Source organism: Bacillus sp. GMs2/2 (genome assembly GCF_050172095.1).
Lineage (GTDB): Bacteria > Bacillota > Bacilli > Bacillales > Bacillaceae_G > Bacillus_A > Bacillus_A cereus.
In genome coordinates, this window is sequence record NZ_JBNLYE010000737.1 from 1 (window position 1) to 1,085 (window position 1,085).

Sequence of the window (1,085 nt, forward strand, 5' to 3'; positions counted from 1 at the left end):
ATAATAAAAATCAAGATGATAGCTCGACTTTTCCCTTTTCCATAACTGTCTTTATTTTTGTGTAAAACCTTTCTTTCCCTGAATAATACGCACAAAAATAGATTGGATACCATGTAGGCACCAATCTATTTTAATTAAAGAAACTGTGTCAATTCTGCGTTCACAACACGTTGTGCAGTAATAATAACATTTTCAGCTGTTAGTCCATAAACACTATATAGTCCACCAGGTTGATTAGGAACAATTTGAACTTCATATTCAAATGCTTGTCCAAAAGTAGGATGAACTAAACTTAGAGTTGCAAAAGTAGAAGCATTAGAATTCACATTGAAGTTTACCTGTTCAATTAATACTAATGAACCGTCAAGTCTAAAAACTCTAGCTACTCCAGTAAGTGGGCCCGCAGTACGGTTAAGGATCTTCACCCTAACTTTATTTGCATTAGCAGGTTGATTTCCTACGTTTTCAATTGGTCCTGTAGTAAGAGCCATATAACACCACCTCCATTATATTATTATGATATTCAATCATACGTATTAACGTTATAACCTAATTACTCAATTTATTTAAAATAAAAAGAAGCTTCAAATTCTATTATATTTAGGTCATAGATATTAAACTTAATAAAAAGGCATCTAGCTAAGATTTTGAAGTGCTACAAAATCAAAAATTTTATATCACCACAGTTTTCTACGAGAATCCAGTGAACAGCTTATTTACATAATTTTTGTTCTCGGAAGTTGATTTTGTAGCGCCCTTTCTCGTAATTCACTATGTTTTCCAAAGAAAATAGTGAAAAACAGGGCGATGAATACATTTACAAAATGACAAAACTGTAAGAATACACGAATGTTTGTAAGAAAGTTCGATGTTTTCTTTTTCCTTTTTTTATTATAGTGAAAAAGAAGAACAAAATATTCTCTTATGTAGGAAAGGAAGATAATAATGATTGATCTATTAAATAAATGGATGTTAGAAAGTACAGCCAATTTTAATATCGTTGTAAGACTTACAGCACTTCTATTTTTGGGTTCAGTAATTGCACTTATTATTATTTACAAAAAAATTGGTAAACCGGTTGAAAG

1 protein-coding gene and 1 pseudogene are annotated in these 1,085 nt (G+C 30.7%); one reads left to right on the forward strand and one right to left on the reverse strand.

Annotated elements, in window-relative coordinates; translation table 11 throughout:
- Nucleotides 1-134: 134 nt before the first annotated feature.
- On the reverse strand, nucleotides 135-491 hold the full coding sequence (locus tag ACQGS6_RS29155; RefSeq protein ID WP_001229417.1) for a hypothetical protein: 357 nt from the start codon (nucleotides 489-491) through the stop codon (nucleotides 135-137).
- Between the two features lie 454 nt (nucleotides 492-945).
- On the opposite strand from ACQGS6_RS29155, the pseudogene ACQGS6_RS29160 reads away from it, so the two are divergent.
- A pseudogene (locus tag ACQGS6_RS29160) lies at nucleotides 946-1,085 on the forward strand (6-aminohexanoate hydrolase); the annotation flags it as partial.